The organism is Pseudomonas sp. 58 R 3 (assembly GCF_900006605.1).
Classification (GTDB): domain Bacteria; phylum Pseudomonadota; class Gammaproteobacteria; order Pseudomonadales; family Pseudomonadaceae; genus Aquipseudomonas; species Aquipseudomonas salomonii.
In genome coordinates, this window is record NZ_CVTT01000081.1 from 25,045 (window position 1) to 40,807 (window position 15,763).

13 protein-coding genes are annotated in these 15,763 nt (G+C 59.7%); 9 read left to right on the forward strand and 4 right to left on the reverse strand.

The window, feature by feature from the left end:
• Positions 1-4: 4 nt before the first annotated feature.
• Positions 5-1,057: a 2,5-dihydroxypyridine 5,6-dioxygenase gene (locus BFP92_RS25395; RefSeq protein WP_065911698.1), complete on the reverse strand. Its 1,053-nt coding sequence runs from the start codon at positions 1,055-1,057 to the stop codon at positions 5-7.
• Between the two features lie 306 nt (positions 1,058-1,363).
• On the opposite strand from BFP92_RS25395, the gene BFP92_RS25400 reads away from it, so the two are divergent.
• The 5 genes from BFP92_RS25400 to BFP92_RS25420 all read left to right on the forward strand — a co-directional run bounded on the left by BFP92_RS25400 (position 1,364) and on the right by BFP92_RS25420 (position 6,304).
• Entirely contained in the window at positions 1,364-2,497 is a 1,134-nt protein-coding gene (locus BFP92_RS25400) for an FAD-dependent monooxygenase (RefSeq protein ID WP_065911699.1), read from the forward strand.
• A complete protein-coding gene (locus tag BFP92_RS25405; RefSeq protein WP_065911700.1) occupies positions 2,494-3,294 on the forward strand; it encodes an alpha/beta fold hydrolase in 801 nt (266 codons plus the stop codon). The genes BFP92_RS25400 and BFP92_RS25405 overlap by 4 nt, the downstream gene beginning before the upstream one ends.
• An 11-nt stretch (positions 3,295-3,305) precedes the next feature.
• Positions 3,306-4,058 carry a maleate cis-trans isomerase family protein gene (locus tag BFP92_RS25410; protein ID WP_058419668.1) on the forward strand — a complete coding sequence of 251 codons (753 nt, stop codon included), beginning with the start codon at positions 3,306-3,308 and terminating at the stop codon, positions 4,056-4,058.
• A gap of 11 nt (positions 4,059-4,069) precedes the next feature.
• A complete protein-coding gene (locus BFP92_RS25415; protein WP_065911701.1) occupies positions 4,070-4,699 on the forward strand; it encodes an N-carbamoylsarcosine amidohydrolase in 630 nt (209 codons plus the stop codon).
• Between the two features lie 294 nt (positions 4,700-4,993).
• Positions 4,994-6,304: an MFS transporter gene (locus BFP92_RS25420; protein ID WP_065911703.1), complete on the forward strand. Its 1,311-nt coding sequence runs from the start codon at positions 4,994-4,996 to the stop codon at positions 6,302-6,304.
• 187 nt (positions 6,305-6,491) lie between these two features.
• Here the strand turns inward: BFP92_RS25420 and BFP92_RS25425 are convergent, their stop codons facing one another.
• Positions 6,492-7,859: a MocR-like pyridoxine biosynthesis transcription factor PdxR gene (locus BFP92_RS25425; RefSeq protein WP_065911725.1), complete on the reverse strand. Its 1,368-nt coding sequence runs from the start codon at positions 7,857-7,859 to the stop codon at positions 6,492-6,494.
• Between the two features lie 133 nt (positions 7,860-7,992).
• Between BFP92_RS25425 and BFP92_RS25430 the strand changes: the two genes are divergently transcribed.
• The 3 genes from BFP92_RS25430 to BFP92_RS25440 are packed head-to-tail and all read left to right on the forward strand — an operon-like array spanning position 7,993 to position 9,489.
• Positions 7,993-8,469, forward strand: coding sequence for a carboxymuconolactone decarboxylase family protein (locus BFP92_RS25430; protein ID WP_065911705.1), 477 nt, complete (start codon positions 7,993-7,995; stop codon positions 8,467-8,469).
• Positions 8,459-8,902 carry a GNAT family N-acetyltransferase gene (locus BFP92_RS25435; RefSeq protein ID WP_065911707.1) on the forward strand — a complete coding sequence of 148 codons (444 nt, stop codon included), beginning with the start codon at positions 8,459-8,461 and terminating at the stop codon, positions 8,900-8,902. The genes BFP92_RS25430 and BFP92_RS25435 overlap by 11 nt, the downstream gene beginning before the upstream one ends.
• The gene (locus tag BFP92_RS25440; RefSeq protein WP_065911709.1) at positions 8,899-9,489 is read left to right on the forward strand and encodes an FMN-dependent NADH-azoreductase; all 591 of its coding nucleotides are present in this window, start codon (positions 8,899-8,901) and stop codon (positions 9,487-9,489) included. The genes BFP92_RS25435 and BFP92_RS25440 overlap by 4 nt, the downstream gene beginning before the upstream one ends.
• A 60-nt stretch (positions 9,490-9,549) precedes the next feature.
• Here the strand turns inward: BFP92_RS25440 and BFP92_RS25445 are convergent, their stop codons facing one another.
• Positions 9,550-13,776: a hypothetical protein gene (locus BFP92_RS25445; RefSeq protein WP_239694234.1), complete on the reverse strand. Its 4,227-nt coding sequence runs from the start codon at positions 13,774-13,776 to the stop codon at positions 9,550-9,552.
• A gap of 429 nt (positions 13,777-14,205) precedes the next feature.
• On the opposite strand from BFP92_RS25445, the gene BFP92_RS25450 reads away from it, so the two are divergent.
• Positions 14,206-15,351: a MalY/PatB family protein gene (locus BFP92_RS25450; RefSeq protein WP_065911710.1), complete on the forward strand. Its 1,146-nt coding sequence runs from the start codon at positions 14,206-14,208 to the stop codon at positions 15,349-15,351.
• A 102-nt stretch (positions 15,352-15,453) separates the two neighbouring features.
• On the opposite strand, the gene BFP92_RS25455 is transcribed toward BFP92_RS25450, so the two are convergent.
• The gene (locus BFP92_RS25455; RefSeq protein WP_003173733.1) at positions 15,454-15,669 is read right to left on the reverse strand and encodes a TOBE domain-containing protein; all 216 of its coding nucleotides are present in this window, start codon (positions 15,667-15,669) and stop codon (positions 15,454-15,456) included.
• Positions 15,670-15,763: the final 94 nt, after the last annotated feature.

Sequence of the window (15,763 nt, forward strand, 5' to 3'; positions counted from 1 at the left end):
CTCTTTAGTGTGCCAGGGAGGCTGATGGTGCAACGACATCGCCGCCGATCACCACCGCCTCATCATCCAGGTACACATCACAATTTCGCAGTGGAATATCCATATGGCACGGCGTCTTGCGCGTGCCGCCCACTTCGGTATTCGGCCCGGTGGAGAACAGGAAGTTGCCGTAGAACGCCCGTGCATCCATGCACATGCCGTCGTTTTTGTCGTGCAGGCCCATGGCCGTCCACTGCGCCTTGGGCTGCAAGCCCCAGCCGATATGGGAGATGCCGTACACCTCCGGGTCATTGAAATACTTCATGTAATCGCGCAGGTACTCGGCCTCGAAACCACCGTGGATTTCAGTGATAAATCCCTTCTCGATCTCCAGGGTGATCTTCTCGCGGGTGTAGGTCTTGAACGGCAGCAGGATGTCGCCGATATCCAGCACCAGCACGCCCTCGGCGGTTTCTTCGTTGGGCCACGAAAACAGGAAACCACTCGGCCAATGGTCCCAGCGCCCAGGCTCATCGGCAAACCCGTACTCGGTGACCGACGGGTATTGGCCCAGTGCGGCGCGAAAATCACTGCCGGCGCGGGATTTGACGTGGATCGAGCGGGCCTTTTTCAGCAACTGCTCGGCCGCCAGCACACGCACCTTGTCGGCTTCGGTGGGCAACATGCGCGCCAGCACTTCCGGCGGTTCCACGGCCAGCAGGATGCGCGTGCCGGTCTTGAGGATCTGCTCCTGCTCCGGCGAGTGCAGCAGCATCATGGTGTCGACGATCAGGTCGGCGGCCTCCAACGCGCGCTGGGCGGCGATATTGCCGGTGAGCGCGGTGTCGCCGCAATAGGCGGTCATGTCGTTGCCCATGGCCTTGGGATGGTTGAACGACGGCAATTCCACCGCATACACCTTGGCCCCCAGGCGCTGCGCCGCGTCCATCGCAGCACGCACGGTGCGCGGGTCGGAGTAATGGCTCTTGAGCACGGCGACGCTCTGGGTCGGGTCAACCTTCGACAGTTTCAACACGTGCTCAAACATCTGGGTGAGTTCGCAATCGCTTACCGGCATTTTCCTGTCTCCTGTGGGGCTGCACCAAGTTCAAGCATCACGCTTCACTCCGGTGCATTTTTATAGTGTGTACACCAATTAAAAACGATAAGACCCGAATTTAAGACGAACTGCAAGTGGTGCACCAAAACGTTACCAATCCACACAAACCCTACAGATAAAGGCCAAAAACCGTTACAGAGGATAAATACGGTCAAACAATAAAATTTTAAATGCAGGCTTCCCATTTCAAAAAATGAGCGTATACACTTTAAAAACCTTGCGGACAGATGCCGCCAAAATCAAAAAGAGAGAGGTTTACGCCCCATGGGAAGCACACAGAAAATCGCCATCGTCGGTGCCGGCCTGGGCGGCGCGGCGGCGGCCACCCTGCTGCAGCAAGCCGGTTTCGACGTCGATATCTACGAACAGGCGCCGGAGTTTTCCCGCTTGGGTGCAGGCATCCACATGGGGCCCAACATCATGAAAATCTTCCGCCGCATGGGCATCGAAAAACAGCTGGACCTGATGGGCTCGCACCCCGAGCACTGGTTCAGCCGTTGCGGCGAAAGCGGTGACTACCTCTCGCGCATCCCACTCACCGGCTATGGCGCCTCCTACATCACCGTGCACCGTGGCGACTTGCACGCATTGCAAATGTCGACCCTCAAACCCGGCACCCTGCACTTCAACAAGCGTCTGGAAAGCCTCGAAGAAACCGATACCCAAGTGCGCCTGACCTTCGCCGACGGCGAAGTGACCTACGCCGACATCGTGATCGGCGCCGACGGCATCAACTCCAGGATCCGCGAAGAGCTGCTCGGCGTGGAAAAACCGTTGTACAGCGGCTGGGTCGCGCACCGTGCGCTGATCCGTGGCGACCAGTTGGCCAAGTACGACTTGAAGTTCGAAGACTGCATCAAGTGGTGGACCGAGGACCGCCACATGATGGTCTACTACACCACCGGCAAGCGCGACGAGTACTACTACGTGACCGGCGTGCCCCATGCCGAATGGGACTTCCAGGGCGCGTTCGTGGACAGCAGCCGCGAAGAGATGTTCGACGCGTTCAAGGGCTACCACCCCACCGTGCAGGCGCTGATCGAGTCCACCGAAAGCGTGACCAAATGGCCGCTGCGCAACCGTAACCCGTTGCCGCTGTGGAGCCGTGGCCGCCTGGTGTTGCTGGGCGACGCCTGCCACCCGATGAAACCGCACATGGCCCAGGGCGCCGGCATGGCCATCGAAGACGCGGCCATGCTCACCCGCTGCCTGCAGGAAACCGGCATCAGCGACTACCGCACGGCGTTCCAGCTCTACGAAGCCAACCGCAAGGAACGCGCGTCCCGCGTACAAGCGGTGTCCAACGCCAACACCTGGCTGCGCACCCAGGAAGACCCGGCCTGGGTCTACGGTTATGACCTGTACGCCCAGGAGCTGAAATCGGGGGTGGCCGCGTGAGTACCTTTCTATTCGGCGCCCATGTGCAAGCCAATGGCATTCGCCAGCACTACCTGCGCTACGGCGGCAAAGGCCCGGCGCTGATTTTGATCCCAGGCATCACCAGCCCGGCGATTACCTGGGGTTTTGTGGCTGAGCGCCTTGGCGCCCGGTTCGACACTTACGTGCTGGATGTGCGCGGGCGCGGTTTGTCGTCCACCGGGCCGCAATTGGACTACAGCGCAGACACCTGCGCCGAGGACATCGGCGCGTTTGCCGATGCGCTTGGGCTCGATAGCTACGACCTGGTCGGCCACTCCATGGGCGCGCGGTTTGCCGCGCACAGCGCGGTCATGCACCCCCAGGGCGTCAACCGCGTGGTGCTGATCGACCCGCCTGTGTCCGGCCCCGGCCGGCGTGAATACCCCAGCAAGCTGCCATGGTACGTCGACTCGATCCGCCAATCGCTGGTCGGCATGGACGCTGATGCGATGCGCGCCTTCTGCGCCACCTGGACCGTCGAGCAACTGCAGCTGCGCGCCGAGTGGCTGCACACCTGTTATGAGCCGGCCATCGTGCGTGCCTTCAACGACTTCCACACGGTCGACTTCCACCAGCACCTGCCCAAGCTCAAGGCCCCTGCCCTGTTGATGGTGGCCGGGCGCGGCGGCGTGATCCTCGACGAAGACATCGCCGAAATCCAGAACCTGCAGCCCGCGCTCCAGGTCGCCCACGTGCCGAACGCCGGGCACATGATTCCGTGGGATGACCTTGAGGGCTTTTTTGCCGCCCTCGACGGCTTCCTCACACAACAATAAGGACGCCACCCATGCTTAAGCCTTACCGCATCGGCCAGATCGTGCCGAGCTCCAACACCACCATGGAAACCGAGATCCCGGCGATGCTTAATGCGCGCCAGGCAATCCGCCCCGAACGCTTTACCTTTCACTCCAGCCGCATGCGCATGAAGCAGGTGCGCAAGGAAGAACTGGCGGCCATGGACGGCGAGTCCGACCGTTGTGCCATCGAGCTGTCCGACGCCAAGGTCGACGTGCTGGGTTATGCGTGCCTGGTGGCAATCATGGCCATGGGTCTGGGTTATCACCGCAATTCCGAACAGCGCTTGCGTAAAGCCACCGCAGACAACGATGCCAACGCGCCGGTGATCACCAGCGCCGGCGCCTTGATCGAAGGCTTGAAAGTGATGGGCGCCAAGCGCATCGCCATCGTCGCGCCGTACATGAAGCCGCTGACCGAGCTGGTGGTGAACTACATCCGCGAAGAAGGCTTTGACGTGGTGGACTGGCGCGCCCTGGAGATCCCCGACAACCTCGAAGTGGCGCGCCACGACCCGGCCAACTTGCCGGCGATCGTCGCCGGCATGAACCTGGAAGGCGTGGACGTGATCGTGCTTTCGGCCTGCGTGCAGATGCAGTCGCTGCCGGTGGTGGCCAAGGTTGAAGCGCAAACCGGCAAACCGGTGCTCACCGCCGCCATCGCCACCACTTACGCGATGCTCAAGGCCTTGGACCTGGAGCCTGTCGTGCCCGGCGCCGGCGCCTTGCTGTCCGGCGCTTACTGAGGAGTTTTACGATGAGCGAACAATCCGCCGACGCCAACTACCAGGGCGTCTGGGGCAATCGCATCGGCTTCGGCAAAAAATCCGCGCTGCTGATGATCGACTTTATGCAGGGCTACACCACCGAAGGCGCGCCGTTGTATGCCCCTGAAGTGGTGGTGGCCGTGGCTGAAAGCGTCGAGCTGCTGGCCACTGCTCGCCAGCACGGGATTACGGTGGTGCACACCAATATCCGCTACCATCCCGGCCATTTCGCCGATGGCGGTATCTGGGTCAAGAAAGCCCCGGTGATGAAAGACATGGTCGAGGGCAACCCGCTCGCCGCGTTCTGTATCGAGGTGTTGCCCCAGGCAAATGAAGTGGTGATCACCAAGCAGTACGCCAGCGCCTTCTTCGGCAGCAGCCTGGCCCCGATGCTGCACGCCCAAGGCATCGACACCGTGGTGCTGGCCGGCTGTTCCACCAGCGGCTGCATCCGCGCCACCGCCGTGGATGCGGTACAGCATGGGTTTCGCACCATCGTCGTACGCGAATGCGTCGGCGACCGACACCCGGCGCCCCATGCAGCCAATCTGTTCGACATCGACAGTAAGTATGGCGATGTGGTGAGCAAGCAGGAGGCGATGAGCAAGTTCAAGGAGTAATAAGGATTCAACAGGAACCACGACAAAGAGCGTGGTCCGGAAAAACTGAGCGCCCCACCTTGGAATGCAATTGAATGTGGGAGCGGGCTTTCTCGCGAAGGCAATGTGTCAGTCATAGAGATGACACCTGATACACCGCTTTCGCGAGCAAGCCCGCTCCCACACTTGATCACCTCCAACAGGGACACCTCAATCTTCTGTCACTGCCTTTGGACGTCGCTTCTACAGCACTCCAAAGTGCTGGAAAAAAGCGGCTGTATAAAAACCATAAGTCACCGCCAGGAGACACCCACAATGCCCATTGCGAATGCAGCACCCGCGACTACGGTCGCCGAACCCGTTACCACGCTCTACCACAAGATCACCTGGAAGCTGATTCCGTTCCTGTGTTTCTGCTACCTGGCCGCCTACCTGGACCGTATCAACATCGGCTTCGCCAAGTTGCAGATGCTCGACCAGCTGCACTTCAGCGAAACCGCGTTCGGCCTGGGAGCCGGCTTGTTTTTCGTCGGCTATATCATCTTTGAAGTGCCCAGCAACCTGGTACTTGAACGGGTCGGCGCGAAGATCTGGATCGCACGCATCATGATCACCTGGGGCCTGCTCTCGGCCTGCACCATGCTGGTTACTTCCACCACCCAGTTCTACATCCTGCGCTTTCTGCTCGGCGCCGCCGAAGCGGGCTTTTTGCCGGGCGTTTTGTATTACCTGACCACCTGGTTCCCGACGCACCGACGCGGGCGCATCATCGCGCTGTTCATGATCGGCCTGCCGTTGTCCAGCGTCATCGGCGGCCCGCTGTCAGGCTGGATCATGGGCCACTTCGACAACCTGGGCGGCCTGCGTGGCTGGCAGTGGCTGTTCCTGATCGAGGCGGTGCCCAGCGTCCTGCTCGGCGTGCTGACCTTCTGGGCATTGCCCAATTCCTTTCAGCAGGCCAAATGGCTGTCGGACGAAGAAAAAGCCTTGCTGGAAAGCGAACTGCGCAAGGACGACGCCGACGCCACCGGCAGCAAGCACAGCTTCCGTGACGGTTTCTTCAACCTCAAGGTGTGGATGCTCGGCGGCATCGACTTTTCGATCCTGCTCAGCGCCTACGCCATGGGGTTCTGGATGCCGACCTTCATCCGCAACGCCGGGGTGACCGACACCTTCCACATCGGCGTGCTGACTGCATTGCCCAGCGTTGCGGCGCTGCTGGGCATGCTGCTGATCGGCGCCAGCTCCGACAAACACCGCGAACGCCGCTGGCACATCATCGTGCCGTTCTTCATCGGCGCAGCGGCGATGGCCACCAGTACGTTCTTTACCCACAGTGTGGTTGCCACCGTGTTGCTGTTCGCCATCGCGTCAGCCGCCATCATCGGCGCCGTGCCGGTGTTTTTCAGCCTGCCGGCAACCTTCCTCAAAGGCACCGCAGCGGCCACCGGCTTTGCCCTGGCCTGTTCGCTGGCGAATATCGCAGGCCTGGTCAGCAACTCGTTGATGGGGGTTGCGATCGACGTCACCGGCAGCAGTGCGGGTGCCTTGTGGTTTTTCGCCGGCTGCCTGATTCTCAGCAGCTTCCTGGTCATCGCCTTGCCGGCGAAACTGGTGAACCGTTAATAACAACAATGTTTTGCGGATGAATCATCCTGCCTACGAAGCAGTAGCAGAAGCAGAAATTCCGGGATGGCTATGTCAACCTGGTGACGCTGCCAACACCCGTAAAACCCTGACGGTTTGAAGCAGAACATGATCTAAATGTGGGAGCGGCGGTGCGACGATTCGCGAGCAAGCCCGCTCCCACCTTTTACGGGTGACATGCCTGCAGTATCTGCCGAAGCTTCACCGCCAGCTCAGTGGCCTGTTCCGCCGTCGCCACATTGGTAAAGCCCATCAACACACCCTGTGCACCTCCCGGCTCAAGGGTCCAAGACGACAAGGCGTTAACCGCCAACCCCGCCTCATTGGCGGCCTTGGCAACCACACGATCCGGCACGGGCACCCGCAACCGCGCCAACAGGTTAATCCCCCCGGCCTGTTCATCCACGCGTAAAAAATCCGCGCAATGCAGTTGCAACGCCACCACCAAAAAGCCCCTTCGCAACGCATACAACTGACGCATCTTTTTCAAGTGCCGGGTGAAGTGGCCCTGCTCGAGAAAATCCGCCGCCGTCAACTGCAACAACTGCGCACCGCGCTGCTGCAAGGCCTCGGCGCTGCGCCCGAACACCTCCACCAAGGCCGCCGGCACCACCAGATAGCCCAAGCGCAAGCCCGGAAACAGCATCTTGCTGAAGCTCCCGGCATGGATCACCCGGTCGTGCACGTCCTGGCTCTTGAGCGCCGCCAATGGCTGGCCCTGGTAGCGAAACTCACTGTCGTAATCATCCTCCAGCACCCAACTGCCCTGCGCTTGCGCCCAGGCCAGCAACGCCTGGCGCCGCGCCAGGCTCAACGCCACACCCAGCGGGCTCTGGTGGGCCGGCGTGACAATCGCCAATCGCGCCTGCGGCTCACGCTGAATGCCCTGCGCCACATCCAGGCCATCACGGTCGACCGGTACCGGCACCAGCTCAACCCCTTGATGGAGCAACAACTGCCGCGCATGCACATACCCCGGGTCTTCGTACCAGCAGCGCTGCCCGGCCATCTGCAGCGCGTCGCACATCAGGGTCAGGGAGCCGGCATACCCCGAACAGATAAATACCTGTTGGGGGGTGCATTCCACGCCCCGGTACAGCGCGAGATAACTGGCAATCGCGACGCGCAACGCCTGGGCGCCGCGCACGTCGCCCATGGCCAGGCTGTCGGCGTCGGTGCGGCGTACCTGCTGGGTGACCAGCCGCGCCCAGAGCTTGCGCGGGAAGGCATCCAGCGCCGGCTGGCCCATTTGCAAGGCTGGCGGCGCCGATGTCGGCGGCGGTGCGGCAGGCTGGGGCTTCATCGCCACCTGCGGCAATGTCCGCGCAATCACAGTGCCCGCCTGCCCACGCGCCTCGAAAAAACCCTCGCTGACCAGCAATTGGTAAGCCGCCTCCACGGTCCCACGGGCGATCTTGAGTTCCAGCGCCAGGCTGCGCACCGACGGCACCCGATCACCGGGGCCGAGTTGGCCCTGGTCGATGGCCAGGCGGAAGCGCCGGTAGATTTCCTGATATTTGGGCAATGACGACATCACAAGGAGGCTCGGCAGGACGACAAGGTGGAGTCTGATCATGTCCCAACCCACTTGTCCAATCATGCCCCTGTCGAGCGACCCGGCCACCACCGAAAATGGCGCATCTCTTAACGCAACCCGAGGATCACCCATGAAACACCGTCTCGATTACGGCCACGCCGCCCCTGTTGGTTACAAGGCCCTGGGCGCCGTGCACAGCTATGTGCATGGCTGTGGCCTGGAGAAAGAACTGATTGAACTGGTGTACCTGCGGGTTTCGCAGCTCAATGGCTGCGCCTATTGCCTGGACTCCCATTCCCGCGACCTGCTCAAGCAAGGCGTAAGCCTGGAAAAGATCATGCTGCTGGCCGCCTGGCATGAAGCCTTGCCGTTGTTCACGGTGCGTGAACAAGCCGCCCTGGCCTGGGCCGAAGTGGTCACCCAGGTGGCGCAAACCCACGTGCCGGACGCCGATTACGCCGCCGTGGCCACGGTGTTCAACGACAAGGAAGTCGCCGACCTGACCCTGGCCATTTCCTTGATGAACGCCTTGAACCGCGTGGCCATCAGTTTTCGTAAGGCACCGGAGGCGATCAAGGCCCACCTGGTGAACCTCAATGACCAATGAGCACGTCGAGTTCGCCCTCATGGAAACCGAGGCCGACTGCGTTGCAAGCTTTGCCGTGATGCAGCAACTGCGCCCGCACCTGACCGACGCCGCCCGTTTCGCCGCCCAGGTTCAGCGCCAGCGCCAGCACGGCTATCACCTGCTGGCCGCGCGTGAACACGGCAAGGTCATTGGCCTGGCCGGCTATCGCCTGACGGAAAACACCCTGTACGGTGAGTTTATCTACGTCGATGACCTGGTGGTGGACGCCACCTTGCAGCGCCGTCGCCTGGGCGAGCAGTTGCTCGACCGGGTCCGCGCAGAAACCCGCGCCCGCGGTTATCGTTACCTGGTGCTGGACACCGGCCTGCATATGGCCCTGGCCCAGCGTTTCTACTTTCGCCAAGGCCTGCTGCCGCGAGGCATGCACTTTTCCCAGGACCTGAGCCAATGACCCGCGCCCTGCTCCTCAGTTTCAGCCCCCACGGCAAGGCCGCGCAGACCTTCAAGCTGGCCCGTGCCCTGCTCAACGACCTGGTGCCTGGCGCCGACGTCATCGAGCGCGACTACGGCAGCCAGGCGCTGGCGCCGCTGAGCCGGGAATACGCGAACGCACTCACCACCCCGGGCGGTTTGAGTGGCAGCGCCACGGCGTTGTCGGAACAGTTGATCGTCGAACTGGAAGCCTGCGACCTGTTGATCATCTGCACGCCGGTGCACAACTTCACCGTGCCGGCGGCGCTTAAGGTCTGGATCGACCATGTGGTGCGCATCCATCGCAGCTTTACCATCAATGCGCAGTTTGAAAAGGTCGGCCTGCTTGAGGATCGACGCACCTTTGTGCTGGTCAGCAGCGGCAATGCGCGCAAGGGTCATGAGCCGGACTTTCTCACGCCCTATATGACCACCATCCTGTCTACGGTGGGTATCCATTCGGTGGACTTCGTTTACCTGGGCGCCATGGTGCGCGGCGAAGAAGCGGTGGCCCGCGCCGTGGAACAGGCACACCGGCAGCTGTACGAAGCGATCCGCCCCAGCTGAATGCGGGGCACGCTTGAGTGCGCAGCTCGACTGGCCCCTCCATGGGCCAGTCAGCGTTCGTCATGCCTTGGGGGTATCGACTTTCAAACGGTTTACCTGCACGACCCGGTCATCCGAACCCGCCTTGCGTGGGGCATTGATCGTTATCATTACGCCATCATTGGTGAGGAAAGTGGGCTTGGCCTTATCCTCCGTCCCGCCCATGGGGTAGGCATTCTTGATAAACAACGTCCGGTATTCCCCAGGCTCGTCGCCCTTGAGCGTGGCCACCAGGTCACCCTCACGCGTAACGCCCCAATCGAAAACCTGCGAGGCGCTGTAGTCCAGTTTGATAACACTTTCGACCGGATCATTGATGGTCACAGCCTGATAACCCTTGTTGATTTCGTAGGTATTAAACCCACCCTGGCCGACAATGTCGGCGCCACCATTGATAACAATCACGTTGGCGCCTTTGCCCGTCAGCACCACGTCCTTTTTGCCGTTCAACGTCAGGTGATTGTCTTGATCATTCCCCTGGATATAACTTTCTCCATTTTCAACCGTGACGGCATTGGAGAAAGCATGGAAATACGCAATTGGCGTGACACCATTGGTTTTGGAGTCCTGGGCGTTGACCGAAACCGCACCGGTTTTAAAGTCGATGACGTGCCCTAAATAGGCCGCTGTTTTCGACTCGCCATCGACGCTGTAAGTGGTACGCAGCTCACCCGAAAAGCTCAGCGTATTGGTGCCCTCGCCGCCCCAGAGTTCTGAGGCCTTTGGGCTGAACCCGTTTTTCTCGGTGTCCTGCACCTGCCGCATTTGCTCGAGTGTCTGGCGTGCATCGGCATTGAAGTTAAAGGTATCGTCGGCGTCTCCGCCGGTGATCAGCTTTTTGCCGCCCTCGAAAGAAAAATAATTGTGTTTTTTCCTTGAGCCCGCCACCACGTCATCTCCGTCACCCAACACCCAGAACGTGCCTCTTCCACCGCCCGGTACACCTTCGACAGGCTTGATCGACATGCCATCCCAGGAGTCTTCAGGTGCGGTAATGCGATCATTACCGCCGCGCAAGTGCGCGGCCGGGACTTTGCCATCCACTTTAATCAGGTTCAGCAGCAAACTCGGAATGTTCCACCAGAGTGCGGGAGTCAGCGGAACCTTCCCCGGGACCTGTGTGACCTCGACCTTGGTGTCGCCATACACAACACGTTCATAAAGATCCTTGCCTGGCCCTTCCAGAAACGCCTTGTAGAGAGCCCGGATGTTGTCATCGTGTTCATGGGAGTATTTCGCTTGCAAGTAGGGCTTCATCACATCAAACCCCGGTGCAAAGCCCAGGAATGACTTCAAGCCAAGCGTAAACTTCTGGTTGCCTGTCAACGGTGTGTATTTATCAATGTCTTGCACAGTACGCACGGCTGAATAAATTGACTGTGCAACCATCAAGCCCGCTGCTACCACCAGCCCAGCCGGCCCGGCGCTGCTGGCTCCGGCGAGAAACGCTGCCCCCAGGGCGATCGACGTAGCGGCATTGGCAACGGCGAATGCACCATTGACATAGTGATCCTGAGCTTCTTTATCGGTGCTACGCCCCGCTTTTTTAAACGAATCGACAGCCGTGTAAATATCAAACGGCATACTGATAACTAAACCGGCCCCTCCTGCCACTTTACCGATCATCTTGCCCACGGAGGACGATTGAAAACTGAGTATCGTCGGTGCGGCCCGGTTGACTACCTTCTGCGCCACTTTATTGAGCCCCGTCTCCACGCCAATTCCGACGTAGTCAGCCCCTACAGCGCCCAGCCCTATGGCGCCCGCCGTGGTGTCACCACGTTGAATGCTCTCAATGGAACTGCGCAACCCTTGAAAGGTACTGAAGGCCCGAAAACCCAGGCCTCCCGAGTCAGTCGCGCCTGTTTTACCGGGTGTGCCCGCAGAAAAAAAGTCCGCGGGAAGCGGTTTATTGCTGCGCCGCATATCGCGGATGGCGGCAGCATGCCGCGACATGTCATTAACGGATTGTTGCAGCGCCTCCGGGATAGTGCCGCCGTCCCGCCTGCTCAGCAGCGGTACAGTGGATTCACGCAGGGAGGCGATCTCAGCAAGCACATTACTTGCACGCTCGCTGACAGCATCCGACCCGGATTTGATAAATGCTTCCAGACGCAGATAGTCAATGTCCATCGCGCCGACCATCTTTCTGCCGTCTGGATCATCGGGCATCTGCGTCTCGATCGGCGCGCCATTGAGGTTTACGCCCATTTTGTAAAGCTCGACGCGGCTGACCTCGATTTCACCGAACTTAATGGGCGGCTGGCTGGCATCAAGCTTTTTCAGGCGTTCCATTACCGCTGGGTCAATCGCGGGTACCGTCTTTGGCGGTGTGACTGCAGTGACCGTCGGCGATGCTTGCGCGGGTGTTTTGGGCGGCGTCACTGCCTGGCCCGGTGGCGTAGCGATCGGAGCCGAGGGGCTGGTTACTGTAGGAAACAGTTTGTCGTGCGCTGCCTTGGTCTGTGGGTTGAGCTTGCCTTCATAGAGACGCGACGTATAAGTCTCTTCCAAGAAATCCCGTGGGCTTTTACCTGCACGCTGACTGTCTTGAGGGCCGGCCTCGCGAAATGGTTCCTTGCTGGCGATCACTTCCAGGAACCCTTTGGCATCGGCTTTGTAATAGCCAAGCATACCGAGCTTGCCGGCGATCAACGCGGCTTGCTTCTTGGTGACGGAGTCAAGGCCTTCGACCCCAGCCCGATAGCCAACGCGATCGGCGACGGTAGTGTCCGCCGAAGCGGCAGGCGCGAAAAAGTCGTCGCCGATAATCAACGTGGGCGGATTGCTGAACAGCAGCTTCGTTTGCGGATGATCGCCCGGTTTGGCAATAACCACGTCGATGTCACCGGCCACCGCCAAGGCTTTTTTCGGGGTTTTGGACTGAATGCGTTGCAGCGCTGCGTCCACCGCCTTGGCTACCTGCTCAGACCTGACGGGGTCACTGCCGGCTGGGCTGACGATATCAAACGTCGTCCCTCGAACAACCTCGGTACGCGAATTGAATGGCGTGCCGATTTGTTTGTTGGCCAGAGAGGATCGCTGTTGCTCTATACGCTCGAAGGCATAGGGATATCCAACAGGCGCAGCGGCCGCCTTGATGGCGTTGATCAAACTGTGCTCGAGCTCCCTCATGGGCGACAACAGTGGGGAGTCCGGGTATTTCCCGATATAGTCCTGAACGGACTTTAATGTCTCTTTCGCATGATCAAATTGTGACATCCCCTGGCAATCATGCAGCTTGCCCAAGCCTTGCGTAATTTTCTCATAGTCCGCCGCCCCCTGTGCGGCCGGGGCCGGCGCCTGTTTACCGAATGCCTCTTTGGTTGGCACACGCGTGGCGTCGATCACCTTAACGTTATCAAGGCCGTTCAAGGGCGCGTCGAACATGAAACGTATAGCGTTATTGTCGCTGGAAACCTCAGGCACATGGTCAGGTTTGAACACACTGATCAGATATTCGGGTTTAGCGCTGTCTTTGTTATACGGCTGATGTAAATGTTTCAATTCGGAGCTGGTAAATATCCTTTTCAAGCCTTTTTCAAACGCTTCCTTAGAAGAAAACGTCGTAAACCCGATATTCGGGTCATTGTAATAGTAGGTTCGAGCGCCTGTAGCGTCGACGATAACCCCTGCCGTCAGGCGATGCTCGTCAGCGCTGATCAACAGGGTTGTGGTCTCAGTCGCGGTGTAAAGTCGCGGCGCAATCTGTGTATAGGCTTGAACCTTTCTGGTCGCCGGGTCATGCGCAACGCTACGATCATCAACCTTGCCATGCACCTCGGCCAGCTTGCGAAAAAACACTTGGGATTCGGGATCATCCGGATGCGCCAGCGCCTGGTAAACATTGCTCAAAAACGTATCCTGCTTGCCCTCTGCCACGGCCAACGACAAAAGATGGCAAAACCCCGAACATTGCCCGTCCGATAACTTATTGATTAAAGACAGGTAATAACCCTGTGGCAGGGGCGTGACCTTCACCCCGTTGTCCGTGATCACCTTGGTAAATATTCTCGCATCGTCATGCGGGCCACTGATCAGGCGTTGCTCAACCCTGTATCGCAGTGCTCCCAGTTGCTGCGGGCTCAATGGCTGATTCAGTGCCAACCGCATCAGCGCCAAGTCGCTCATTTTTGCTGAATACCCCGGCAGCGTGACGGCCGAGGGAGTGTCATAGCCTTGTTTAAAATCGGCATGCCCTGGCCCCACAGCGGCGTCGCTCATCTTGCTGACAAAATGCTCAAGCACTTTGTTATCCGGTAGGGAGGCAGGCGGTGTTACCCGGCCCCGAACCTCGACCGTAGAGGTATCCCTGCGGGTTCGGCTGTGCTCAGCGGGTTGTACAGGCGGCGATGTGTCGGTAAGCGCAGGTTGAACATAGCCAGAGAACCGTTGAGTCGTAGCCGAGGAGACGTGCGACATGAAGACTTCCAAGTATAAATAAAGTGAAGCGCTACCCGTGTAACAGGCATGCCGTAGAGGGCTAACCTACAAACACACACCGTGTGTAACTATCAGATTTATCTGCGAACTTTCTGTTAGAAGCGTTGCTTTTCAGCCCCCCGTCTCAAGGTGTTTTCGTCCTCGCTTATACCCAAAAACACTTGTTCCTTATCACCGGGGCTGGGGCTAGAATCAGCGCCATTCCTGCACCTGCCTCCCTGATACGAGCGCCCCATGAGCTTTGATTTCGACACGATCCACCCCCGCCAAGGCACCGGCAGCACCAAGTGGAACCGATACCCGCAAGACGTTCTGCCGATGTGGATCGCCGACATGGATATCGCCGCGCCACCGGCCGTTCTGCAAGCCCTGCACGCACGCCTCGACCAGCAGGTCCTGGGCTACAGCGTGGCTGGCCCGGATGTGCGCGAAGCCATCATCGCGGACCTGTGGGCCAAGTACGCCTGGCGCGTACAGCCTGAAGAGTTGCTGTTCCTGCCCGGTGTCGAGCCTGGTTTCAATATGGCCCTGCACGCGTTCGTACAACCGGGCCAGCCCGTGGTGCTGCAAACCCCGAACTACCGGCCGATCCGCCTGGCACCGGGCCACTGGAACCTGCCGCGTATCGAAGTGCCGCTTGAATTGATCAATGGCGAGTACATCACCCCCATGCCCGCCATGCGCCAGGCGCTGAACGGCGCCGGTGCGCTGCTGCTGAGCAACCCGCACAACCCAGTGGGCAAGGTCTTTGCGCGTGAAGAATTGCTGGCCGTGGCCAATGCCTGCATGGACAACGGTGCACTGATCATCAGTGACGAAATCCATGCCGAGCTGTGCTTTGACGGCCGTCGCCATATTCCCACCGCCAGCCTCGGCCCCGAGATCGCCCAACGCACCATTACCCTGATGTCGGCGAGCAAGGCCTATAACGTCGCCGGCCTGAAGACCTGCTTTGCCGTGGTGCAAAATGCCGAGGTGCGCGAGCGCTTCAACAATGCCCGCTGCGGCATGGTCGACAGCGTCAGCCCGCTGGGCCTGGAAGCCACCCGCGCCGCCTATAGCCAATGCAGCGAATGGCTGGACGCACTGGTGCCGTACCTGCAAGCCAACCGTGATTATCTGCTGCACGCCGTGCAAAACCGCTTGCCTGGCGTGGTGATGCACGCGCCCCAGGGCACCTACCTGGCCTGGCTGGATTGCAGCGCCCTGGGCCTCGCCGACCCGCAGCAGTTCTTTCTGGAACAGGCCAAGGTCGGACTGAGCGCAGGCATCGAATTCGGTGATGACAGCCAGCAGTTCGTGCGCCTGAACTTCGGCTGCCCACGGGTGATGCTCGAAGAGGGTTTGCAACGCATGGAACGTGCACTGCGTCAGCGCTAAAACGCAGACGCATCAGTCGGGCGGCGGTGGCCCACGAACTATCTGAAGAGACATCGCACAATGTGGGAGCTGGCTTGCCAGTGCCCACACTTGCGAACACATTTACAGCTTGGCGATCGACACTTCAGTCGACTTCACAAAGGCAATCACTTCACTGCCCACTTTCAATTCCAGGTCACGCACCGAGCGGGTGGTGATCACTGAGGTGACGATGCCGGACGCGGTTTGCACGTCGATTTCAGACACCACTTCGCCCAGCAGAATTTCCTTGATCACGCCCTTGAACTGGTTGCGCACGTTGATCGCTTTGATGGTCATGTCGGCTTTCCTTTTGGCTGTTGGGTCAATCCGCACGAATGCGCAGGCCCTCAAAATGCGTTATCGGCATCGATATTAAAAGGAATATATAAGT